The organism is Salinimonas marina (assembly GCF_015644725.1).
Classification (GTDB): Bacteria; Pseudomonadota; Gammaproteobacteria; order Enterobacterales; family Alteromonadaceae; genus Alteromonas.
The window spans coordinates 2,106,802-2,129,213 of the sequence record NZ_CP064795.1; the positions used below are offsets into that span (position 1 = coordinate 2,106,802).

The following is a 22,412-nucleotide window of genomic DNA, read 5'->3' on the forward strand; positions in this document are numbered from 1 at the left end:
TATTGCAAGTATTTCAATGTTGTTCGGGCACTGTGTACGATAAAATATAGCAATATCGGGCTAATCACACAGGTGAATTCTTGTCGCTCAGACAGTATTTAGGGATACATCAAAACAGAGTTTCAGCAACAGAAATAGCGGTAGCGACCGTTTCTGGCGGGTTGGGTATTGGTCTGGTGGTATTGTCAGCCATGCTGTTTAAGGCCCAGTGGCCCTTACTCATTAATAGCGCAGTACTTATCCCTATCGCCGCTACCGCGGTGCTGGTTTTTGCCGTTCCCCACGGCGCGTTATCTCAGCCCTGGCCGGTGATAGCCGGTAATACCTTAAGCGCCGTGGTGGGGGTACTGTGTTACTCCGTTTTCAGTGATAGTCTGGTTAGTATGGCGCTGGCCCTGGGTGTGTCAGTGCTGATTATGAATCTGTGCCGTTGTCTGCATCCGCCCGGTGGCGCCACTGCGTTAAGTGCGGTGGCGGGCGGCGATGTCATTACCGCCTCTGGCTTTGAGTTTGTGCTGTTCCCTGTGCTGTTTTGTTCGGTCACAATTGTGGTGATGGCGGTGCTGTTAAACCTGCCTTTTAGATGGCGCTGGTACCCGGCGCATTGGTTTCATATCAACAAAAAGCTCGAAAAAGTTCCTGCCAGGGAACGCGGAACCGAGCTTACCTCAGAAGATTTCTTACTGGCTGTGCAGCAACATAATTCGTTTATCGATATTACCGAAGACAGCTGGGTCGAACTGCTGGAACAAGCCAAGTTAAATGCTGAAAGTAATTTGCAACACCCTGAACATGTCCGAAGAAACGCGTTTTACAGCAATGGTAAACTAGGAAAACAATGGCAAATCCGGCAGGTGGTGCAACTTCGCTCCTCCCGCGAGAGCGCTGACTCTGGCAAGCACGCCATTGAGCAGGTGGTCTATCGGGTCCTGGAAAATAATCAGCCAGGGCCAGAGCACACACAATCTGTTCCGGAATTTTTGCAATGGGCCCGCTTTGAGGTCGTTTTCGAAGATAACTGTTGGAAAAAAGCGCATCAGTAAGCCCCTAACCACCGCCCTACTTTGCCTCTGTGGCCTTCTCGTTTTGCACCAGGTCGCCGGTGAGGGTTTGCATACCCCACGCGCCGGATGGAACCACAACCCGGGCATTTGAATTTCAATCAAAGTCGATTCCCCCGGCTGTGTAACTCAGCAATCAAAGTTGGGGGCGCTGCCTTCTGCAGGCCTTATTTTACTTCTATCAAAATCTCATTGCGCCGAAACGCCGGCAGGGTAAAAGGACCATTATAGGCCGCGGTAAATGCGTCACCCTGGATTTGCACATCCTGTTCTGATAGCCACTCTTTCAATTGCCTGGTGTACTGCAGTTTGTTGTCTTCACTAAGGGTGCCGCTAAAGGTAATCGCAGCAACTTTGAGATTGGTGATCTCGTCTACCCAAACCTCCGGGTTTGTCGGTTCGGGGGTTGACTGGCGGGTAAACCCCCGGGGCATGACAAACGACATCATGGATTTTTTATTTTCGCCATGCATCAACACCGGCGCGGTCATTTCGATTTGCTGTCTTTGGGGCGGCTTATTATTCTGCTCTTGCTGCGTACTCATCAGCACCGGTGCGGTCATCTCAATGTTTGATGCTTTGTTGTTAGCACCAGAAATATAATTGAATAGCCGTTTAAAAGCTGCGCCTTGCTCGTCATTTACCATCGACGTTGATACCAACACCATCTGTGGGTATTCGCGCAGCTCAATATCTTTGTCTTTGCTGGCTTTTACGATGGTGTAAGGAACGGTTTTCACATCATTTTTTCCCACCAGTGAACATCCGGACATTAAGATAAGCACTAATACGGGTAATAGTTTTTTCATGAGGAGTCCTGTTATCGAGTCGGTTTGGAACACCCATCAAGGGCCGACATAGGTGCACCAAATTATGCAACTAATTACGTTTTTGCTTGATAAAACGCATCATCAATCAAAGATTAAGTCTTTGTAAGTTGCCCGTTTTTCATTAAGAAAACTACATAAAGTATTATCGGGTATGTTGCTGCGCCTGCCATAGTCTGGCGTAATCGCCTTGTTGTTTTAGCAATTCGCTGTGTCTGCCCTGCTCTACCAACTCGCCATTCTTTAAGACTAAAATACAGTCGGCATCGGTGATGGTGGACAGGCGGTGAGCAATAACCAGGCTGGTATGGGACTGAGCCGCTTGTTTCAAGGCAGACAGGATAGCTTGTTCACTCTGACTGTCTAAGGATGAAGTAGCTTCATCAAACACCAGAATACGCGGATTTTTTAATAAGGCTCTGGCGATGGCCACCCGCTGCTTTTCACCACCAGAGAGTTTCAGTCCGCGCTCACCCACCTGGGTCTGCACCCCGTCTGGCAAACTGTTTATAAACTCCTCCAGCGCCGCCAGCGTGATAACCCGGTAGACTTCGTCGTCACTGGCTTGTGGATTACCGTAACGAATATTCTCAAGCAGGCTGTCGTTAAACAACACCGTATCCTGAGGCACAATCCCGAGCGCGTCACGCACGCTGTCCTGGGTGCAATGCATCAAATCCTGACCATCGATGGTAACCCGCCCCCAGCAGGGTTGTACAGTCGAAACAGCAGCTTTACCAGCGTCGACTTGCCCGCACCACTGGCACCCACTACAGCGACCTTCTGGCCCGGCTCGATTCGAAAAGAAATCCCTTTTAAAATAGGCCTTTCAGGCTGGTAATAAAACACCACATTTTCAAAACAAACTGCACCCTGATGGGCATTAAGTGAGTGGGCATCCGGGGCGTCCTGTACTTTTGGAGTACGCTCTAGAAGCTCAAATAAATTGTGAATGTTGGCCATGGCCCCACGTATTTCACGATACACAAAGCCCAGAAAATTCAAAGGCATAAAAAGTTGCATCGTGAATGCGTTTATCAGCACGAAATCACCCAGGGTCATTTCATTGGCCATGACCCCAAGAGTGGCATTTACCATCATCGCGGTAACGGCAATGGCAATGATGGATGCTTGTCCTGCATTTAGAGCAAATAACGACAGCCGGTTTTTTCGGCGGGCCTGCTCCCACCCGGCCAGTGACTGGTCGTAGCGCTGTGCTTCAAATTCTGCATTATTGAAATATTTGACGGTCTCGAAGTTAAGTAAGCTGTCGATAGCCCGGGTATTGGAAGACGAGTCCGCCTGATTTAACGCATGTACAAATCGGGTGCGCCAGTTGGTGGCCTTAACCGAAAATGAGATATAGGCAATCACCGCCGTCACAATAATAAGCGCAAAAGACATTCCATACTGTTTGAGTAAGACACCCACCACAATAAGAATTTCAAGACAGGTGGGCAGAATGTTGAACACTAAAAACCGGAGTAAAAAGCTGATACCACTGGTGCCGCGCTCAATATCTCTGGAAAGACCACCAGTTTGTCGGCTCAGATGAAAATCGACATCCAGCGCATGCAAATGATTAAATACTTTCAGGCCCAGACGTCGCACTGCTCGTTCGGTCACCCGGCCAAACAAGGTATCGCGTACCTCACTTAAAATAGTATTAAGAAAACGCAGCGTTCCATACGCCACGACCAACGCCACCGGCACACTCAGCGCTATCGCGGCTGGATTATCCACATCAAGGGTGTCCACTACGTGCTTAAGCACAAAGGGTAAGCCGATACTGGCCAGTTTGGCAGCGATAAGACAGGCCATCGCTAATGCCACCCTTTTTTTGAACTCAAACAAAAAGGGCAAGAGCTGTGACAAGGTGTGCCAGCGGACAGGCGTATCCGTGGTGGCAGCAAAACGATGGCGGGGCATAGGGTCTCAACATGTATATCGTCAGTAGCAGGTATGCTATCGCATCGACCTGGCAACGGCTACGAGCTTATCGACTCGTATCTCTGATTCCCCCCTCTTCCAGACAACTACACGGCAATTATAAGGTAACGAAGAGCAAACAGAATTTAATGTCATCATGCAGGTGTTTAAGATGACATGAGGAAGTGCTGCCGCAAAATCGGCTCCATTAAAAGAATGTTTTGGCCACAATAAATAACTATGTGTGAAAATAGAAAAAGCTTAAATTGTATCGATAAACCGAGCAAAAAAGCTCATGCCATGGCCGATAACATTCAAATGGCAGATGGGACAATTTTATTTCTAATGATATTCACACTAAATAAGGTAATCAGCACATAGGCAAAGAACCTCGGAATAGTAACAAAGCAGAGGTTGCTGCCAATGTTTTTAGCGGTTAAATAATGAAAGCTAAACATGATTGTAAGGTCAATGGTAAGTCTATGGTACGCGAGGCTTTACCGTCCAGAAATTTAGCACTTATCGGCGCAAAGATAACAACAAAAGATCTGAAACTGTTCCTTTAAGCAGTACTCTCTGCACTTCTAACATGCTAATTTTAAATATATTCTTTGCTATATATAGGAAAGTAATAAGCCAATATGACACAGATAAAAAATCACTACGAAGGGTTTCCAACCTTTTACTGTAGTCTTTTTTACGCTTTTGTTTTAGGGCTGGTCGTGAACCTGTTCACGATATTTATATTGAATATTTTTTCTGGAAGTGAGGTTCAGGAAACGGGTATCAAAAATATTGCTGATTCGCCCCAAAACTTTTTCTTTGTCGCCATATTACAATTAGCACTCACTTCAGCGCTGATAAAGCAAGGACTGCACTCGACAAGCTTTTTTCATTCGTTGAGGCAGGCTGGATTTTCTAAAGTAAAATTACACACCTTATTGCAGGTATTGCTCATCGGTATTATTTATTCTGTGATTGAAAGCGGCTTTTTTTGATTTTTTTAATATCCCGAAGCCAGAATTTACCGAAATCCTCGCAGATAACTTATCTTCTTCTGCTGTAGCAGCTTTTTTTACCATTAGCGCAACATGTGTAATTGGACCTATTTTTGAAGAAATCGTTTTCAGGGGGATTTTATATAAAAGAATTGTACAGTCCAGAGTCGGTCCACTGGGTGCTATCGTTCTGCCCAGTATCATTTTTTCATTGGCCCATCTACAATACAGTGAACCATTGATTTTTATCTTCATTTTTATCAGCGGCTGTCTATTAAGCTGGATACGACATATCACAGGCAATTTGTGGTACAGCATTGCCCTGCATTGTTTCTGGAATTCTCTTGTATTCATAGACATCGCCTACTTTGACTAGCAAACGACAACATTTATCTGGCCAGTGACACAGCCCAGAGCAACCATTGCGTATTGTGTAAAACTGTACCATAACGCGCCAGACCCTCGTCGAAGATCCATAGACTACCTTCTTGGTTTCGGCTTTTGCTGCACATCATTGTTGGCACTGCTAACCGGTGAACAACATCACTTAGTAACATTGTATGTAAATTAATCACCCCTTTGTGTCACAAAATGCTTGCATGTTTATTTATACAGTACTACTGTATAAAAACACTGTATGGATAAACAGGACTGGCTATGATTGAACAACGTGCTAATACATTTCAGCTTCCGCTACCTCTTGATAGCGGAGTAATCCCCCGGGTAAACCTAAGGTGTGGCGCTATCTGCTGGCCAACTCTGTGGCTTTTTCAAAAGAGGTTGAATATGGTATTCGTATTCAAAAGCCCGAACGCGATAAGCTTCATTTGTGGTTACAACGGCTGATTGTCAGTGGGCAGTGCGAATCTATATATGTTGAAAATTTATGCTTAAACGACCCAGAAAAGCGCCGCGTTTTACAGCTGTGCAATCTACATGGCGTTGAGCTTGTAAATCTAACGGTAGACGCGTCCAGTCAGGCCGAAGTTGTGCTCGGCCCCTGGTGATTCTGCCGGACGGCGGGTAAACTACCCCGCTTTAAAACACTGGTTTGAGGATTTATGCGTTGTTATTGTTGTAGTTCCTTGTTGTACGCCGATTGTTGTGAACCCATCGTCGATAAACACGAAGCTGCCTCCACGGCTGAAGCACTCATGCGCTCACGGTTTACCGCGTATTGTCTGCAAAAGTATCAGTACATTGTCGATACCTACAGTGCAGATGAGCGAGCCGGGCTTATTGCCGAAGATATTGCAAAAAGTGCCGCAGATACTCGATGGTTTGCGTTAAACATCAATGAGACAAATACGGCAGCCCAAACCGTGGAATTTAGCGCTTTTTTCTTCGAAAAAAATAAAACCGGTAAGCTTCATGAAACTTCCGAATTTGTTTTAGAAAATAACCAATGGCGATATAGGAGCGGTACCATTCATAATGATAGCGGTATGATGAAAATTGGCCGTAATGATCCTTGCCCTTGTTTGAGTAACAAGAAATTTAAGCAGTGTTGTGCACAAACCAAATAGCGAACCTGGCTGAGCTGTGACATGACCCAGATATACGCCAGCTAGTGGCTGCTCATCTACTGGGCAGAATCTTCGCCACACCAAGTCGCGGTACGCATAAAGATGGCAGGCAAACAGACAGGCAGGCAGGCAGGCAGGCAGGCAGGCAGGCAGAAGAATAACCCTTTATTTATCAGGATCTGCCAATTCATCACTGTATATTTATCTGCCGATCCACAACAGTTTGTGCGCATCAGTGCCTAAACCAAACTGAATTGGGGCGTAGGCATGCACGTAGTTGTCGATTCTTCGGGTATTCTGAGACTAGGACCCAGACATTTTTGAAATGCTGTTATTTCGGAAGTGCTTAACCAATTGCGACTTTATACTTTTTTGCTCGAAATACAGTGAAACTAAGCCCCCTAAACAAAAAGAAAGTCCCACAATAACCCAGTACCACAACGAACTAAAAGACACTAAACCAGACGCATAAAGATAGACATTAAACGGCAGCACAACAAACAACGCGCCAAAAACTTTTACCGCTTCTCTAAAAAGCTCATTATCAGATTTTACCTCTTCAATTATTTTTTGAAGGGATTCATCTTCGCTAGTGTTGGTCTGCGGGAGGGTTTTTCTTTCCCAGTTTACATAATCCATAATTTTTTACTGCGTCCATACATTGTAGATGCTCAATTTACTTTATCTGGCATCGATTACAACACAGCAACAAATAATTCTGTTTGAGAGTTTCTTTATAACCTGGCAGAACAAAGGGATTTCACTGTGTTTCAAAAACACTGTTGTGTTATTGAACATAGATTTGAGAGGAGCTAAAAAAGATTTCAACCTTTTGCCGCCGGGCAATCAGGCTGTTAATTTTGTATACTTCTTTATATAACAAGCAAAACTATGCTTGCCGCTATTGTAAGGCGTTAAAAAAACGGGCCCGATGGCTCGTTTTTTACAAGATAATGATCACAATTAACCGCGTTCCCAGAAGCGAATCCCACGCAATTGCGTAATAAAGTCAGCAGGAGTAACACTATCCAGATTTACAAAACCATCGTCGATTTTTGAGGTCATGTTTAGCTCATCCAGAAGTGGCTGAGTACCGCCGATGTAACCGATGTATTTGTTGTGGGCAAAGGCATCCATAACAAAATCTTTGGCTTCAGGTACTTTTGCTTGTTGTTTTGCCCCCTCTTCAGTTAGCAATACCGCGACCGCATCGTAAAGCACGGAAGGCCCGCCATCGATAACCTGGTTGCCTTTAATATGCTTGCCCCCTGCGGTTTTAATTCCATTTACCGTTGGCGCAATAATCTCGTACATGGCCCCTCATCTTTCAGAGCTTGTAACAAGCCTTCTAATAACTCATCTTCAACGCCTGAGCAGCAGAATATGCCCAATTTTCTGCCTTTAAAGGTATTTGGAGCGTTCTTAAGAATACTCAATTTGTCAGATACCGCCAAATCTTCACGGGGTGTCATTGCCGCTTCTGCTTGGTCCGGCATTTCTTCTAAGCCCAGGCCATCGGCTACACCTTTTGCCAATGTTTCATCTACATTGCGCAGATGGGACACCATACGTTCACGAATGGCCAGCGTTTCAACTTTAGATAACTCGAACACAAAAGCATCACGCATATGCGCCTGCTCAACTTCTGTCTGGCTTTTATAAAACTGAATAGCCTGGCTGTAGTGATCTGCAAAGGTTTCTGACCGATAACGCAGCTTGTCACCTTCCATCGGTTGACTGGAGCTCTTAAAGCCGTGGGCCGGGCATGCACGGGGGTTATCTTCGCCGCGATCCCAGGAGTTTGGCTCATAGTTCACACGGCCTTTAGGATTTTGCATCGCCATATGACCATCCTGCTGAAAATTGCGCATAGGACAGCGTGGGGCATTGATTGGAATCTGCGTAAAATTGGGACCGCCCAGGCGTTTAAGCTGCGTATCCAGATAGGAAAAGTTTCGACCCTGCAACAATGGATCTGGCGTAAAATCAATACCTGGCACAATATTCTGTGTGCAAAAGGCAACCTGCTCTGTTTCAGCAAAAAAATTATCAACCATGCGGTTGAGTACCATCTTACCAATTTTCTTTACTGGTACCTGTTCTTCAGGAATCAGCTTGGTTGCATCAAACACATCAAATTCAAAATTATCAGCAAATTCCTGGTCAAAGATCTGTACACCCAGCTCCCACTCCGGGAACTGACCTGACTGAATTGAGCTCCACAAATCACGGCGATGGAAGTCCGGGTCAGCACCATTAATTTTCAGAGCTTCATTCCAAACCACAGACTGTAATCCACCTTTTGGTTTCCAATGGAATTTGACGTATTTTTCTTCACCATTACTATTTATAAATTTGAACGTGTGAACGCCGAAGCCTTCCATAAAGCGGAATGAACGCGGAATGGCCCGGTCTGACATTGTCCACATCAGCATGTGGATTGACTCAGGAGATAAACTGGCAAAGTCCCAGAAGTTGTCATGTGCGGTCTGTGCTTGTGGAAAGCCACGATCGGGTTCCTGTTTAGCGCTATGGACCAAATCTGGGAACTTAATCGCATCCTGAATAAAAAATACCGGGATGTTGTTACCAACCAAGTCCCAATTGCCTTCGTTGGTGTAAAACTTAACCGCAAACCCGCGAACATCGCGGGCTACATCGGGTGAGCCTTTGTTTCCGGCTACTGTCGAAAAACGGACAAAAACCGGGGTTTGTTCACCTTTGCGCTGAAACAGATCGGCGCAGGTAATATCCGAAAAATCATCATAGGTTTCAAAGTAGCCATGCGCCCCATAGCCACGCGCATGCACCACACGCTCGGGAATACGTTCGTGGTCAAAATGAAACATTTTTTCGCGAAAGATATGATCTTCCAGTAACGTAGGACCGCGCTTTCCTGCCGTCAAAGAATTTTGATTGTCGCTGACAGGGATACCCTGCGCTGTGGTCATCACTTCATTTTCATCTGTGGGTAATTGATGTAATTCTCCACCATTACCCTTTTTGCCAGAATACTTGAAAGACTCAGCCATAGTCGTCATGTTCCTTAATCGAAATGTAAATAACAAGATGTTCACCGTATGAATACATCAAAGATCCCGATCAGGTTGGCTAGCCAAACATTAAATTTCAGAGGGACTTCGATACACGGTTGTTTGCATTAGATGAGCGGTCGCATTGTAACCTGCTGGTTACCACCACATGGTCTCCTTGAACCTTTAATAGCTACGCAAAGCATGATGACGCATCGGTCGCGCTGCCCTGACGTATTGATTGTGCGTACGGGGTATCCCCCGTCCGGTTCATCGTTTTTTTCTTACAACATTTAAAACAAAACCGATTAAACAATTTTTCGGATATCAACGCGTGAAATGCCACGGTAACCTGGCAGGAACCACGATTAAGCTTGTGTAATCCTTTAGTGAAAGATGATCTTCAGCCGGACTAAGGAAGAACAAACAGTAACTTTTCAAAGTGGAGAAAATAATGAGCAATATTCTGGTTATTGGCGCGACGGGCCAGATAGGCAAACAAGCCACCCGGAAACTACTGGATGCGGGTCATAACGTTACGGCTTTAGTGCGCAACAAGGACAAGCTTGCCGATATTGAACACTCGTCTTTGTCTGTCTTTGAAGAAAACCTCGAAGCTGATTTTTCAGGTGCATTTAATGGGTGCGACACCGTGGTATTTTGTGCAGGCTCGGGTGCGAACACTGGCCCCGAAAAAACGCTACTGATTGATTTATGGGCGGCACGCAATGCGGTGGAGTTTGGCAAACAGGCCAATATTGAACAATTTATTATGGTCAGCTCGGTGGGTGCAGATAACCCGGATGCTATCGATTCGCCCATCAAGGCCTATCTGGTAGCCAAGCATATGGCCGATGAGCACCTTCAGCAAAGTGGATTGACCTACACGATTCTGCGTCCTGGCTCTCTTACCGATGAAGCGGGCACCGAATATGTTCAGGAAGCAATGCCTGAAAGCGACGAAGAACGGAAAATTCCCAGAGAGGATGTGGCGACCGCTATTGTTTATAGCGTAGGCACGCAAAAAGCATTTAACCGTATCTATGGTTTATTTACTGGCAACGAACCCCTGCAAGCGGTGATCCAGTAACTTACCTGAAAGTCTGATTCGGCCATTGTCGACAATAAAAAAGCGGATACCTTTAGGGGCATCCGCTTTTTTGTGTCTCTCGGCGGGTTATGGGACAAGGGGTTGTGACACCCACTGCCCTGCCTCATCCAGCCAGTGTTTTTCCCGATATTGAGGGTTACCCTGTAATGACAGGTAATCCACACTTTTAATGATGAGTTTAAGCACACAAAAATGCGGGGGTGCCTGACTCATATCTTGGGTCACCCGCAGCGGCGCATTGCTTTGGCGGGCGCTTCCGGGTAAGCCCCAAAAATATTGCTTTCGCCCAGCATCAGACAGCTTAGACCACTGTTTATCAATAAGCTGTGGTGCAGTTTCACGGGTATAGCCTTCACCATGTACCACAAACCGGAATTGTTCTCTGCTCTTGGAAAAATACCAGCAAACCGAGGCTTTAGGTTGCAGTGCAAGCTCAGACCATTTGGCCGAACGGGTATCCGATACCACCACTAACGAATGATCGGTTTCGTCGAGGTAGCGAAATACCACCGTTCGATTTGCCGGAACCAGATCTTCGGTCAGGGTCGCGAGCTGAAAATAGCGGCTTTCCGGCTGACTCTTAGCCTGATGCAAACTTTTGGTAAGACGTTGATTCCAGCCTGGCATTATTCAGACCTGTGTTGAAGGTTGTACCCGGTCAAACAACCGGTAAAAATTTTCGGTGGTGGCTTGTGCCAGCTCCGCCACCGAAACGCCTTTTAAATCAGCAACAAATTCGGCGACTTCAACCACAAAACCGGGCTGATTTTGCTTACCACGATGAGGCACTGGCGCCAGCCAGGGCGAATCGGTCTCAATAAGTAAGCGCTCCAGGGGTATTTCCTTAACCACCTCTTGTAATTCAGCAGCAGAATTAAAGGTGACTATGCCTGAAATAGAAATATAAAAGTCCATCTCCATAGCAGTCCGGGCCATTTCCAAGGACTCGGTAAAGCAGTGTAGCACCCCTTTAGTAGCCGGTGATTTGTGTTCTTTGAGCATCGCAATGGTATCTTCGCGTGCATCGCGGGTATGGATAATCAGCGGTTTTTCAACAGCATTGGCGACCTTGATATGATCAACAAACGATTGTTGCTGGACCTCTTTGGTATCCGCGCTATAAAAGTAATCCAGACCTGTCTCGCCCACGGCCACCACTTCAGGTTTAGCCGCTTTTTCCAATAACGCCTCATACGAGCAGGCATCTTCCTGATGCAAAGGATGCACACCACAGCTTACTGACACATCATCAAACTGACTTACTTTGGCGTACATCTGATCAAAATCTTTGACCGAAACACTTACGCACAAAAAGTGCTCGACGCCACGGTTACGGGCAAAATTCAGCGTATCCTGAAGCTGTGCTTCGTCCATTTTTAATCGATCCAGATGACAATGAGAATCTACAAACAAAATAACCTCTTAATAAAAATTGGGCTGCCCGATTAGCGCGCTTGTTTTATTTCGGCTAACAGACAGCTTAGGATCATGGCTTTATTCACCCCTGGATTTTGCAGGGTCTTGCGTGCCCGAGTGCAGGCCTCAAATAAGTCCATCGACGCCTTCTCCGGATATTGCACACACTGACTATGAGCATATTGCTGCAACCAACCGACGATACGTTCCGCATGCTCCTGCCATTCAGAAGATAAGGTAACCGCATCTTTATTACCGGCCAGCAAGGCTTCAATGCCTTCACTAAAGGCCCGATATTCCAAGCCCTTTTCCTGCTGCAATGACTCCAGTAAAGCAAAAGGGGCACCACCGTATGCATGTAACAATGCTGGTGAGGCGTCATTTATGCCCTGCTCCTGGAGCCATTGCAACGCCTCGGCGGAAGCTGGCGCCGGGAAAATGTGCTTCTCACAACGGCTGATTATCGTCGGCAGTAATTGCTGAGGCCGGGCTGTGAGTAACAGAATGAAGGTATTATTTGTGGGTTCTTCTAATGTTTTCAATAGCGCATTTGCTGCCGGCTCGGTCATTTTTTCCGCCCGCGGAATCACCAGCACCTTGTTGCCATTGAGCTGGGCGGTGGCATTTAACCGGCTGATACCCTGCCGGATAGCGTCCACTCCGAGTTGCTTTTCGCTGGTAAGCTCCGCCATGTCCGGATGAGTCCCCGCGGCAAATAGCTTACAGGCCTGGCACTGCCCGCAGGCCCCCTGCGGGCGACGCTGTTTACACAATATTGTGTTGGATAGCGCATTCGCCAACACCTGCTTACCGATGCCGGCAGGACCGGTAAGCAACAACCCGTGATGCAGACGTCCGGCGGTGAGACGGCTAATGAGTTTTTCAAAACGCGGGGTCAGCCAGCCAGGAATCAGCATGGTAAAAACGCACTAATATGACGTTTAACCTCTGCATGTACCTGAGCCATATCCTGCATAGCATCGATGGTTACAATACTGCTGTCTGCCTGGACCAGTTCAAGGTAGCGTGCCCGGGTTCTTTCAAAAAAGGCTAAACCAGACAACTCTATTCTATCCAGTTCGCCACGTCCGCGTGCCCGTTGTAAGCCGGTGGCCGGCTCCACATCCAGATACAAAGTTAAATCAGGTTTAAACCCGTTCAGCGTGAGCGAGCTAAGGGTTTGCATGGTGGCAGCATTTATTTGTCGGCCGCCCCCCTGATAAGCCTGCGAAGACAGCTCGTGGCGATCACCCACGACCCAGTCACCCTGCTTCAGGGCGGGCAGAATTTTGTTAACTAACAATTGTTTGCGGGCAGCATACATCAGCATTAATTCGGTTTCTTCGGCCACTTCTTCCGGCCAGGGGTGCTTTACACAGTCACGAATAGCTTCGGCCATGGGCGTACCGCCAGGTTCACGGGTGGTTTGACAGGTTAAACCGGCCTGTTGAATCAGGTCTACCATCAAACTGATAACGGAGCTTTTACCCGCTCCTTCCAGCCCTTCGACGACCACAAATTTACCCTGCATATAATTACCTGTTCTGAAGCTGATATTTTCTTACAGCCGCATTGTGTTGCTGTAATGTTGTTGAAAACTGATGTGAACCATCGCCCCGAGCCACAAAATACAGCGCTTCGGTGGTGGCCGGTTGTAAGGCAGCCCGTATCGCGGGCCGTCCTGCCATGGCGATGGGAGTGGGCGGTAAGCCCCGAATCACGTAAGTATTGTACGCTGTTTTTTCCCGTAAATGGGCACGGGTCAAATTACCGTCAAAGGATTCACCGATGCCGTAAATCACCGTGGGATCCGTTTGTAAGCGCATATTCTGATGTAAACGGTTGCTAAATACGCCCGCAATTTCAGCACGCTCTGCGGGCACCGCGGTTTCTTTTTCGATTATAGAAGCCAGGATTAATGCCTCATAGGCGGATTTAAGCGGTATATCTGCGGCCCGCTGCGGCCACTGACTGGCCAACAGGTCACTCATCGCCAGCATCGCCCGTCGTAATATCTGGGAAGCCCGGGTTTGATATGTGAACTGATAGGTGTCAGCTAAAAATAATCCTTCCAGCGAGGGTGGCGCGGTCCCGGTTTGCTCAGCCCATACCTTACTAAGCTCATTTAATTTTTCGGGTGTAAGATCATCCTCCACATACGGATGACTGCTTAATATCTGTTGCCATTGGGAAAAGGTAAGCCCATCAATAAGACTGATCGAAAACTGCGCTTCTTCGGCGCGGTTAAATTGGGAAAACGCCTCACTGACGGTCATTCCCGGCTGTAACTTGTATGTCCCTGCTTTCACCCGGGGTTCCAAAAGCCCTACTTTCAGCCAGATTTTCCCCACCAGAGGGTGGACCGGCAGCATGCTCTGCTGCTCTAACTGCTTTAATACCCGATGCGCTGAACTGCCTTTTGCAATCGTGATCAGCGAAGGCGTGGTTAGATTCAGTGGCACCGAACGTTGTTGAAACAAAAAATAGATCCCACCAATGGCGACGATAGAAATGGTTAACAATACCGCAAGCATGGCTTTAAAACGTGTCATATTCATCCTGAAATGCCGGTTGCCACTGACGCTGCAGGCTAAGTACGTCGTCAATTGGAAACCTATATGTTTGATGGTTTAGCTGCAAGGTATGTACCGGAACCATCTGCATCAGCGCGTTGCAGATAAACACATTACTGGCCTGTGCCAGCGTACCGCTTGCATACTGCCCTATTTCACACAAAACCCCATTAGCAGCAAACTGAGCCAGCACAAATTCACGCATAACGCCGGCCACCCCACTGTAACTTAAATCCGGGGTAAACCAGCGCTGGCCGATACGCCAGAATACATTGGCCGCACTGGCTTCGATCAGCATACCCTGGGTATCACAAACCAGTACATCATCTACCTGGTCCGGCATCGCCTGTTTTATCAGAACCTGCTCCAGGCGATTGGTGTGTTTCAGCCCGGCCAGAGCGGGTTGTCTGGCCAGGGTAACCGTGCTTAATCCCATACCGATCCCGGCGGCTTGCCATTGCCGGTAATGCGCCGGATATGCCGAGCCGGAAAAGTGTAATCCCGGCATACTGGCAGGATCGCGTTTATAGCCCCTACCTCCGGCGCCGGCACTAACCAACAGCTTGAGGGTGCCGTCCCCCAATTGCCGGGCCTGTTGTCGCATCTCATGCTGCAGATGCTCGGTATTTAATGCTATTCCCAGGCGCTGGGCATTGTGTTGTAGCCGGGCAACATGGCCTGCAAACAATGCAATTCTGCCGTTATTTACCAGCATGGTAGTGAATAACCCATCGCCATAATTGGGCAGGCGATCGTTGATGGCAAACTCTGTCACACTGATGGGCCTCGTAATCGGTTTTTTCACACAAGGGGGATTATATCAATAGCCAGGTAGAGGGCATAGCGAAGCACTAACCCGGATACAAAAAAAGCAGCGTAAAAGCTGCTTTTTTATTCATAAAACCGTTGGAATCACAGTCGCTTAAAAATTAAGGTCCCGTTAGTGCCGCCAAACCCAAAAGAATTACACAGCGCATAAGCTGCATCATACTCTTTTGCCTGGTGCGCCACAAAATCCAAATCACACCCTTCACCCGGGTTATCCAGGTTAATGGTCGGTGGCGCCACTTTGTCACGTAACGACAATAACGTAAATATTGCCTCCACAGACCCGGCCGCACCCAATAAGTGCCCGGTCATTGACTTGGTAGAACTCACCATAAGATTAGCGGCATGCTCGCCAAATACGCGTTTAACCGCGGCCACTTCCGCTTTATCGCCTGCGGGTGTCGAGGTGCCATGGGCATTAATATAACCAATCTCGGATTTCTCAATACCGGCATCATTAAGCGCATTTTCCATCGCTGATGCGGCGCCTTCACCATCTTCGGGCGGCGAGGTCATATGATAGGCATCGCCACTCATACCAAAACCAACCAGCTCACCATAAATGGTGGCGCCCCGTGCTTTTGCGGCTTCATACTCTTCAAGCATCACCACCCCAGCGCCTTCACCCATCACAAAACCGTCACGATCAGTGTCCCATGGACGGCTGGCCGCTTGCGGATTGTCGTTGCGTGAAGATAAGGCTCGCGCGGAAGCAAATCCGGCTAGTGCCAAAGGGGTAATTGACGCTTCTGCCCCACCTGCCAGCATTGCATCGGCATCACCGTAAGCGATGGTACGTGCAGCAATACCCAGGTTATGTACACCTGTGGTACAGGCTGTTACTACATTCAGATTCGGGCCTTTAAGTCCTTCCATAATAGAAAGAAACCCGGAAATCATATTGGTAATGGTAGAAGGTACAAAGAACGGCGAAACCCGTTTCGGGCCGCTATTCAGCAGTTTCTGATGATTTTGTTCGATCAGTTCTAGACCGCCAATGCCAGAGCCTATCGCTACACCAACGCGGCCGGCGTTAGTGGCATCAATCTTCAAACCAGAATCTGCTAAGGCCTGTTTACCAGCAGCGATACCAAACTGGATAAACCGGTCCATCTTTTTTGCATCTTTTTTATCGATGTACTCTTGCGGGTCAAAATCATTAACCTGACCGGCAAAACGAGTGGAATAGTTACTGCAGTCAAAATGTGTTATCTCACCAATGCCGCTTTCGCCAGCCAACACTTTACGCCAGGTTGCATCAACCGATTGCGCCAGAGGAGATAACATGCCAAGACCAGTAACCACTACGCGACGTTTTGTCACAAAAAGCCCTCGCATCGGAATTAAGGTAGGAAAACAGAAAACGGCCCGTGGAGAGCCGTTTTGCTAAATAAGAGGCTTACGCGTCTTTGTTTGCGTTGATGTAGTCAACAGCAGACTGAACTGTAGTAATTTTCTCAGCTTCTTCGTCTGGAATTTCAGTGTCGAATTCTTCTTCCAGAGCCATAACCAGCTCTACGGTATCAAGTGAATCCGCGCCCAAATCGTCAACAAAAGAGGCTTCTGGTTTTACTTCTTCTTCTTTCACGCCAAGCTGCTCGATGATGATCTTTTTAACGCGTTCTTCGATGTTACTCATAATTCTAGGTTTCCCTTAACGTAACTAGATATAAAAACTGCCGCTAGTTTATTTTGCAAGAACTACGCTTGCAAGCACCAGTACTAACTAATTTCCTGGTCTAACCAGCAACGAACTAAAGTCTATTAAACAATTTCTTTAAAATTTCAGGCAATTTTCATTGCCTGTGGATTAGCTAACAACGCATTATAACGTTTTTAGCTCATATACATACCACCATTTACGTGGATGGTTTCACCGGTGATGTACGCTGCGCCATCGCCCACCAGAAATGCGACGGTTTTCGCGATTTCCTGAGGCTGGCCCAACCGATTGGCAGGAATATCTTTGGAGATAGCATCCCGCTGATCGTCTGTTAATGATTTTGTCATATCGGTGTCGATAAAACCCGGTGAAACCACATTGACCGTAATACCACGTGAGGCAACTTCGCGCGCCAGTGATTTACTAAAGCCAATGACACCTGCTTTGGCTGCTGCGTAGTTAGCCTGCCCAGGGTTACCCGAACTGCCCACTACCGAACCTACATTAACAATGCGTCCATGTTTTTTCTTCATCATGCCGCGTAAAACGGCTTTCGACAAGCTGAAAATCGAATTTAAGTTAGTATTAATGATATCTTGCCATTCATCGTCTTTCATGCGCATAAGCAGATTATCACGGGTGATACCGGCATTATTCACTAAAATATCCACGCCCCCGGCTTCGTCTTTAATGATCTTTAACACATCATCAATCGAGTTTTGATCGGTGACATTCAGACATAGTCCTTTGCCCCCGGAAGCCTGCAGGTAATCGCTGATGGCCGCGGCGCCTTTGTCGCTGGTCGCGGTACCATAAACGGTAGCGCCCTGGCTCGCCAGCTGCTCGGCAATGGCCTTACCAATGCCACGGCTGGCGCCGGTAACTAATACAACTTTGGCTTCAAGATCAGACATATTGAATCCTTACTATTATTTTACAATGCTTCCAGCGAGGCCGGTGTATTCACCGCAACCGCCTGAATTGATTTATCTATTCGTTTGATAAGGCCTGATAAGACTTTACCCGGCCCCACTTCGATAATGCGCTCAACATCCTGGCTGGCAAGATATTCAACGCTGGCGGTCCATTGAACCGGGCAATAAAGCTGACGTACCAGCGCATCACGGATTTTGGCCACATCCTGCTCTACCCGCACATCTACGTTATTTACCACTGACACTTCCGGTGCCTTGAGAGTCAGTGATGCCAACGCCTCTTCCAGCTTATCCGCAGCCGGCCGCATAAGTTCACAATGTGATGGCACGCTCACCGGCAGCGGCAAAGCTCGCTTTGCCCCCGCATCTTTACACGCCTGGCCAGCCTGGGTGGTAGCCGATTTTTCACCCGCAATAACCACCTGACCGGGTGAATTGTAATTCACCGGTGCCACCACTTCGCCGGTGGCAATGGCCGTCTGCTGGCAGATATCCTGAATGGTGGCATCGTCCAGGCCAATAATGGCAAACATTGCACCGGCATCGGCGGGCACCGCCTGCTGCATAAATTGACCGCGGGCTTCGACCAGTTTCACTGCTTCTGAAAATTCCAGTGCGCCGGCGCACACTAAGGCAGAGTACTCGCCTAAGCTGTGCCCCGCCATAAAGTCGGCGGTGATGCCCTGTTGTTTTAACAATCTGAAAATTGCCACACTGGCGGTAAGCAGCGCAGGTTGTGTTACCTGAGTTTCATTGAGCTTATTGTCGGTATCGTTTTGTACCAGATCCCATAAGTCGTAACCCAACGCTTCAGAAGCCTCATTAAAGGTTTGTTCAACTTCAGGGTAGCTTTGCGCTAAGTCTTTTAACATTCCCGGCGCCTGAGAGCCCTGACCAGGAAATACAAAAGCTGTACGAGTCATAGTTCTTCCTTATTGTTCTTGTCTTTGCTGCGTTCTTTACCAACGGTATTACTTAATAGCGCACCAGCGCGGAGGCCCACGCAAAGCCGCCGCCGAAGGCTTCAAGCAACAAATTCTGGCCGCGCTTGATACGACCATCACGGATGGCTGCATCCAGAGCCGTAGGAACGGTTGCGGCTGAGGTGTTGCCGTAGTTTTCTAACGTCATAACCACCCGGTCCAGCGGCATATTCAGCTTTTTGGCCGTTGCTTTGATGATTCTGAAGTTGGCCTGATGGGGTACCAGCCAGTCCAGCTCAGACTTATCCATATTGTTCGCCGCCAGCGTTTGCTCAACCAGTTCCGAAAGCTTGGTCACCGCTACTTTAAAGACTTCGTTGCCTTTCATCGCGCCCCAGTTGGTGTGAATTGACTCTTCATCACCCCGGGTCGGATTGCCCACATACAACAAATCTTTATATTTGCCGGATGCCTGAATATGAGTCGATAAAATACCTGGCTCATCACTGGCTTCAATAATGGCAGCACCAGCGGCATCACCAAATAAAATCACCATGGTGCGGTCGGCCGGATCAATCAGCCGGCTCAGACAATCGGTGCCGATAACCAGAATGCGTTTAGCCATCCCTGATTTTACATACTGATCAGCCACGCTTAAGGCGTAGCAAAAGCCAGCACAGGCCGCGGCCACGTCAAAGGCCGGAATTTCATCCATCCCCAGTTGCTGCTGAATCTCGCAGGCGGTACTGGGTAATGCATAGCGACCACTGGTAGTGGCGCAAACAATCATGTCTATGTCATGGGCTTCTAAGCCCGCGGCTTCCAACGCTTTTTTACTGGCTTGTGCGCCCATGGTGGCAGCGGTTTCATCTGCCCCGATAATCCGGCGTTCTTTAATGCCGGTTCGATCAGTGATCCACTCATCGGTGGTATCTACCATAACTTCTAAATCTGCGTTGGTACGCACTTCGCTGGGATAATAACTGCCGGTCCCGATAATTCGTGAATAATTACTCAAAGCTGCTCCAACAAAACCGTTTCTATTTTACTTTTTATCTGTTCGGGAACACGCAAACGCGCTTCCTGCATAGCCTGTAAAATTGCATAATAAAATGCATCGGCTGAAGCGTTTCCGTGACTCTTTACTACAATGCCGCGCAATCCTATCAGACTGGCGCCGTTATACTGGTCGGGGTTCACCCGATTATAGATAGATTTCAATAACGGTAAGGCAATTCGCGCCATCAAACGTGACCATAAATTGCTGGAAGACTGTTTTTTAACCTCATTAACCACCAGCTTGGCTAAGCCCTCACTGGACTTTAATGCCACATTACCGGTGAAACCGTCGGTGACCACCACATCGGCATAGTCGGTAAAGATATCATCACCTTCAACATAACCAATGTAATTGAGTGCCGGTACCTGCTTAAGGTGCTCATCGGCCATCTTTACCAGGGTATTGCCCTTGATATCCTCTTCGCCCACATTTAATAGTGCCACCCGGGGTCTTTGCTTGCCCAGCATCTGTTCTGCCAATACCGAGCCCATAACCGCGTACTGAAATAACGCTTCAGACGTACAATTTACGTTTGCGCCTAAATCAAGTAACAACACCCGATGGTGACCGGCGGTGGGCATAAAGGAAACCAGCGCGGGCCGATCAATACCCTGCAGGGTTTTTATCAGATAATACGCCAGGCACATTAAGGCACCGGTGTTACCAGCACTTACGCAGGCATCGGCTTGTTTGGTCTGAACCGCTTCAATCGCGCGGCGCATAGAAGAATCTTTTTTGTGGCGCAAGGCCTGGGAAGGCGAATCAGTCATGGCTATGACATCTTCACAATGACGAACCGTTACCCGGGAACGGTCTGCATCGGATAATTTGGCTAATTCAGGATCGATAACGCTGCGGTCACCGCAAAGAATAAAATTAAAATCGGAATGGAGGCGGACAGCTCGCAGAGCTGCTGAGAGGATAACTGGGGGCCATGATCGCCCCCCATGATATCTAACGCTATGGTTAGCTGAGACAAAATATGTCACCAAACGTGGTTAACGTTCGATAACCTTTTTGCCTTTGTAGTAACCATCAGCGGTCACGTGATGACGACGATGCGTTTCACCTGACGTTGAGTCGACAGACAAAGTCTCGCATGTCAACGCATCGTGTGAACGACGCATACCGCGCTTTGAACGCGTTTTACGATTTTTTTGTACGGCCATAACTTACTCCTGGTCTCGCTTAAGTTCTTTCAAAACCGCGAACGGATTTGGTCGCTCTTGTTCCGGTTCGATTTCACCGAATGTCATATCATCCTGACCTATAGCGCACTCCTCCTCTGCATGAAGGGGTACAATAGGTAAAGCAATAATCAATTCGTCTTCAAGTACTTGAAATAAATCGACAATTCCATGGTCGTTGACCTCTACCGGATCGTAAGCTTCGGGTAACGAATCGGCCTCGTCCTGCCCCTGCACTGGGCTGAAACAAAAATCGATATCAAGTGAATGATCAAATTCACCGTTACACCGCTCACAGATAAGTGATACCTGCGTTTGTAGATGGCCGTGAAAGACAGTAAGACCCTGCGCGTCTTTTTCAAACTGTACTTCGGCGTCCACCCATTCGGCGCAGCTAACTACAGCACCCTGTAAACGTGGCATATCTTTGCTGGCAATGACACCCTGATAATCAGAACGTTTGACAGCGCTTTTAACCGGATCAACCTGGTAAGGTAATTTCACTTTCTGCATAGGGCGCGCATCTTATAGTTTCAACCCTTGCGTGTCAAAGGTTTAATCCACCGCAAGAGGCAATTTGTTCACGGTCACCTTCACCGTAAAAACCAATTCTTATTACATGCATTCTTTACATACCTTCTTTACATAAAAAATGCACTCAGTAGACTTACGCCATGTTTGCCCGCTTTGGTCAGTATTAAATGCAAAAAATTATTCTTGCGTCCTCTTCAAAATATCGTCAGGCGTTATTGGCCAACCTGGGTATTGAGGCCAGCACCATCGCTCCGCAGATAGATGAAACACCGCGGCCTGAAGAAACTGGTGAGCAGCTTGCCTTGCGTCTGGCTATCGCCAAATCCGAAAAAATCGGACAGCACCACCCAGAGGCGGTCACCATAGGGTCAGATCAGGTAGCAGTGCTCACCCATGCTGATGAATCGTTTTCATTAATGGGTAAGCCCGGCACCATCGATAATGCTGTTGCTCAGCTTCGAGCCTGCGCAGGCAACCGTGTTACCTTTTATACGGCGGTGAGTCTGTACACCTGTGAGCGCCAGGTAAGCGCGGTGGAAGCCACCGAGGTCTGGTTTTGTCCGCTCACCGAGGCAGCTATTCGCGCCTACGTTGAGTTTGAACAGCCGCTGGATTGTGCCGGTAGCTTTAAATGCGAAGGGGTTGGTGCATTATTATTTGAACGCATAGACGGACGCGATCCCAATAGCCTGATTGGATTGCCGACCATGTTGCTGCGCGATCTTTTTGCCCGACTGGATATCGATTTGCTGGCGCTGGCGACCACCGCGCGCTAAGTGAAGAAATGTTAGCGCGCGGTGTAAAGAACA

21 protein-coding genes and 3 pseudogenes are annotated in these 22,412 nt (G+C 47.9%); 6 read left to right on the top strand and 18 right to left on the bottom strand.

Features of this window, described 5'->3' with window-relative positions; all coding sequences use genetic code 11:
- The first annotated feature begins 80 nt into the window (after positions 1-80).
- Complete coding sequence (locus IT774_RS09280) at positions 81-1,043, top strand: HPP family protein (protein WP_195809545.1); 963 nt, start codon at positions 81-83, stop codon at positions 1,041-1,043.
- A gap of 185 nt (positions 1,044-1,228) precedes the next feature.
- Here IT774_RS09280 and IT774_RS09285 read toward each other — a convergent pair whose 3' ends face one another.
- Positions 1,229-1,870 carry an SOUL family heme-binding protein gene (locus tag IT774_RS09285; RefSeq protein WP_195809546.1) on the bottom strand — a complete coding sequence of 214 codons (642 nt, stop codon included), beginning with the start codon at positions 1,868-1,870 and terminating at the stop codon, positions 1,229-1,231.
- A gap of 163 nt (positions 1,871-2,033) precedes the next feature.
- Positions 2,034-3,817 (bottom strand): annotated as a pseudogene (locus IT774_RS09290) (ABCB family ABC transporter ATP-binding protein/permease).
- Positions 3,818-4,458: 641 nt separating this feature from the next.
- Between IT774_RS09290 and IT774_RS18030 the strand changes: the two are divergent.
- From IT774_RS18030 to IT774_RS09305, 3 genes are all read left to right on the top strand, one after another.
- Positions 4,459-4,815: a hypothetical protein gene (locus tag IT774_RS18030; RefSeq protein ID WP_195809547.1), complete on the top strand. Its 357-nt coding sequence runs from the start codon at positions 4,459-4,461 to the stop codon at positions 4,813-4,815.
- Positions 4,796-5,191, top strand: a complete 396-nt coding sequence (locus tag IT774_RS18035) for a CPBP family intramembrane glutamic endopeptidase (protein ID WP_195809548.1) — start codon at positions 4,796-4,798, stop codon at positions 5,189-5,191. Before IT774_RS18030 ends, IT774_RS18035 begins: the two co-directional genes overlap by 20 nt.
- Positions 5,192-5,876: 685 nt before the next feature.
- Complete coding sequence (locus tag IT774_RS09305) at positions 5,877-6,341, top strand: YchJ family protein (protein WP_195809549.1); 465 nt, start codon at positions 5,877-5,879, stop codon at positions 6,339-6,341.
- A gap of 303 nt (positions 6,342-6,644) precedes the next feature.
- Here IT774_RS09305 and IT774_RS09310 read toward each other — a convergent pair whose 3' ends face one another.
- Together IT774_RS09310 and IT774_RS09315 are read right to left on the bottom strand one after the other, a co-directional pair.
- Positions 6,645-6,980, bottom strand: coding sequence for a hypothetical protein (locus IT774_RS09310; RefSeq protein ID WP_195809550.1), 336 nt, complete (start codon positions 6,978-6,980; stop codon positions 6,645-6,647).
- A 324-nt stretch (positions 6,981-7,304) separates the two neighbouring features.
- Positions 7,305-9,373, bottom strand: a pseudogene (locus tag IT774_RS09315) (catalase).
- A 454-nt stretch (positions 9,374-9,827) separates the two neighbouring features.
- Between IT774_RS09315 and IT774_RS09320 the strand changes: the two are divergent.
- Entirely contained in the window at positions 9,828-10,463 is a 636-nt protein-coding gene (locus IT774_RS09320; protein ID WP_195809551.1) for an SDR family oxidoreductase, read from the top strand.
- Between the two features lie 87 nt (positions 10,464-10,550).
- Here the strand turns inward: IT774_RS09320 and IT774_RS09325 are convergent, their stop codons facing one another.
- The 14 genes and pseudogenes from IT774_RS09325 to yceD all read right to left on the bottom strand — a co-directional run bounded on the left by IT774_RS09325 (position 10,551) and on the right by yceD (position 21,582).
- Positions 10,551-11,111 carry a pyridoxamine 5'-phosphate oxidase family protein gene (locus IT774_RS09325; protein WP_195809552.1) on the bottom strand — a complete coding sequence of 187 codons (561 nt, stop codon included), beginning with the start codon at positions 11,109-11,111 and terminating at the stop codon, positions 10,551-10,553.
- Positions 11,112-11,114: 3 nt separating this feature from the next.
- Entirely contained in the window at positions 11,115-11,897 is a 783-nt protein-coding gene (locus tag IT774_RS09330) for a TatD family hydrolase (protein WP_195809553.1), read from the bottom strand.
- Positions 11,898-11,929: 32 nt separating this feature from the next.
- Positions 11,930-12,817, bottom strand: a complete 888-nt coding sequence (gene holB / locus IT774_RS09335; protein WP_195809554.1) for a DNA polymerase III subunit delta' — start codon at positions 12,815-12,817, stop codon at positions 11,930-11,932.
- Positions 12,811-13,431, bottom strand: coding sequence for a dTMP kinase (tmk, locus tag IT774_RS09340; RefSeq protein WP_195809555.1), 621 nt, complete (start codon positions 13,429-13,431; stop codon positions 12,811-12,813). Before tmk ends, holB begins: the two co-directional genes overlap by 7 nt.
- A gap of 4 nt (positions 13,432-13,435) precedes the next feature.
- Positions 13,436-14,452, bottom strand: a complete 1,017-nt coding sequence (gene mltG / locus IT774_RS09345; protein ID WP_195809556.1) for an endolytic transglycosylase MltG — start codon at positions 14,450-14,452, stop codon at positions 13,436-13,438.
- Positions 14,439-15,248: an aminodeoxychorismate lyase gene (pabC, locus tag IT774_RS09350; protein ID WP_195809557.1), complete on the bottom strand. Its 810-nt coding sequence runs from the start codon at positions 15,246-15,248 to the stop codon at positions 14,439-14,441. The genes mltG and pabC overlap by 14 nt, the downstream gene beginning before the upstream one ends.
- Positions 15,249-15,385: 137 nt before the next feature.
- The gene (gene fabF, locus IT774_RS09355) at positions 15,386-16,624 is read right to left on the bottom strand and encodes a beta-ketoacyl-ACP synthase II (RefSeq protein ID WP_195809558.1); all 1,239 of its coding nucleotides are present in this window, start codon (positions 16,622-16,624) and stop codon (positions 15,386-15,388) included.
- Between the two features lie 76 nt (positions 16,625-16,700).
- The gene (gene acpP, locus IT774_RS09360) at positions 16,701-16,940 is read right to left on the bottom strand and encodes an acyl carrier protein (RefSeq protein ID WP_108566146.1); all 240 of its coding nucleotides are present in this window, start codon (positions 16,938-16,940) and stop codon (positions 16,701-16,703) included.
- A gap of 197 nt (positions 16,941-17,137) precedes the next feature.
- The gene (gene fabG, locus IT774_RS09365) at positions 17,138-17,878 is read right to left on the bottom strand and encodes a 3-oxoacyl-ACP reductase FabG (protein ID WP_195809559.1); all 741 of its coding nucleotides are present in this window, start codon (positions 17,876-17,878) and stop codon (positions 17,138-17,140) included.
- Positions 17,879-17,898: 20 nt separating this feature from the next.
- Positions 17,899-18,822, bottom strand: coding sequence for an ACP S-malonyltransferase (gene fabD, locus IT774_RS09370; protein ID WP_195809560.1), 924 nt, complete (start codon positions 18,820-18,822; stop codon positions 17,899-17,901).
- Positions 18,823-18,874: 52 nt separating this feature from the next.
- Complete coding sequence (locus IT774_RS09375) at positions 18,875-19,840, bottom strand: beta-ketoacyl-ACP synthase III (protein WP_195809561.1); 966 nt, start codon at positions 19,838-19,840, stop codon at positions 18,875-18,877.
- Positions 19,837-20,861: pseudogene (gene plsX / locus IT774_RS09380) on the bottom strand (phosphate acyltransferase PlsX). Before plsX ends, IT774_RS09375 begins: the two are co-directional and overlap by 4 nt.
- A gap of 19 nt (positions 20,862-20,880) precedes the next feature.
- A complete protein-coding gene (rpmF, locus tag IT774_RS09385) occupies positions 20,881-21,051 on the bottom strand; it encodes a 50S ribosomal protein L32 (RefSeq protein WP_018981471.1) in 171 nt (56 codons plus the stop codon).
- 3 nt (positions 21,052-21,054) lie between these two features.
- Positions 21,055-21,582 (bottom strand): 23S rRNA accumulation protein YceD, encoded by a 528-nt coding sequence (gene yceD, locus IT774_RS09390; protein WP_195809562.1) that lies wholly within the window; start codon positions 21,580-21,582, stop codon positions 21,055-21,057.
- Between the two features lie 188 nt (positions 21,583-21,770).
- Between yceD and IT774_RS09395 the strand changes: the two genes are divergently transcribed.
- Entirely contained in the window at positions 21,771-22,379 is a 609-nt protein-coding gene (locus IT774_RS09395) for a Maf family protein (protein ID WP_195809563.1), read from the top strand.
- Positions 22,380-22,412: the final 33 nt, after the last annotated feature.

Bases quoted from the DNA above. Each gene is read 5' to 3' on its own strand.
- fabD (WP_195809560.1), bottom strand. From the start codon at position 18,822: ATGACTCGTACAGCTTTTGTATTTCCTGGTCAGGGCTCTCAGGCGCCG.
- holB (WP_195809554.1), bottom strand. From the start codon at position 12,817: ATGCTGATTCCTGGCTGGCTGACCCCGCGTTTTGAAAAACTCATTAGC.
- IT774_RS09285 (WP_195809546.1), bottom strand. From the start codon at position 1,870: ATGAAAAAACTATTACCCGTATTAGTGCTTATCTTAATGTCCGGATGT.
- rpmF (WP_018981471.1), bottom strand. From the start codon at position 21,051: ATGGCCGTACAAAAAAATCGTAAAACGCGTTCAAAGCGCGGTATGCGT.
- IT774_RS09320 (WP_195809551.1), top strand. From the start codon at position 9,828: ATGAGCAATATTCTGGTTATTGGCGCGACGGGCCAGATAGGCAAACAA.
- IT774_RS09310 (WP_195809550.1), bottom strand. From the start codon at position 6,980: ATGGATTATGTAAACTGGGAAAGAAAAACCCTCCCGCAGACCAACACT.
- tmk (WP_195809555.1), bottom strand. From the start codon at position 13,431: ATGCAGGGTAAATTTGTGGTCGTCGAAGGGCTGGAAGGAGCGGGTAAA.
- IT774_RS09305 (WP_195809549.1), top strand. From the start codon at position 5,877: ATGCGTTGTTATTGTTGTAGTTCCTTGTTGTACGCCGATTGTTGTGAA.
- IT774_RS18030 (WP_195809547.1), top strand. From the start codon at position 4,459: ATGACACAGATAAAAAATCACTACGAAGGGTTTCCAACCTTTTACTGT.
- acpP (WP_108566146.1), bottom strand. From the start codon at position 16,940: ATGAGTAACATCGAAGAACGCGTTAAAAAGATCATCATCGAGCAGCTT.
- fabG (WP_195809559.1), bottom strand. From the start codon at position 17,878: ATGTCTGATCTTGAAGCCAAAGTTGTATTAGTTACCGGCGCCAGCCGT.
- IT774_RS09395 (WP_195809563.1), top strand. From the start codon at position 21,771: ATGCAAAAAATTATTCTTGCGTCCTCTTCAAAATATCGTCAGGCGTTA.
- yceD (WP_195809562.1), bottom strand. From the start codon at position 21,582: ATGCAGAAAGTGAAATTACCTTACCAGGTTGATCCGGTTAAAAGCGCT.
- IT774_RS09325 (WP_195809552.1), bottom strand. From the start codon at position 11,111: ATGCCAGGCTGGAATCAACGTCTTACCAAAAGTTTGCATCAGGCTAAG.
- mltG (WP_195809556.1), bottom strand. From the start codon at position 14,452: ATGACACGTTTTAAAGCCATGCTTGCGGTATTGTTAACCATTTCTATC.